This window comes from Streptomyces violaceorubidus (assembly GCF_000717995.1).
Lineage (GTDB): Bacteria > Actinomycetota > Actinomycetes > Streptomycetales > Streptomycetaceae > Streptomyces > Streptomyces violaceorubidus.
Map to the genome: position 1 here is coordinate 1 of NZ_JODM01000245.1, position 222 is coordinate 222.

Annotated in this window: 1 pseudogene; it reads left to right on the forward strand. The window is 61.3% G+C overall.

Features of this window, described 5'->3' with window-relative positions:
• A pseudogene (locus IE94_RS0134950) lies at positions 1–222 on the forward strand (ketol-acid reductoisomerase); the annotation flags it as partial.

The window sequence follows — 222 nt, forward strand, 5'->3', positions numbered from 1 at the left end:
CGTGGACCTCATGTACGAGGGCGGCCTGGAGAAGATGCGCTGGTCGATCTCCGAGACCGCCGAGTGGGGCGACTACGTCACCGGCCCGCGGATCATCACTGACGCCACCAAGGCCGAGATGAAGAAGGTCCTCGCCGAGATCCAGGACGGCACGTTCGCCAAGAACTGGATGGACGAGTACCACGGCGGTCTGAAGAAGTACAACGAGTACAAGAAGCAGGA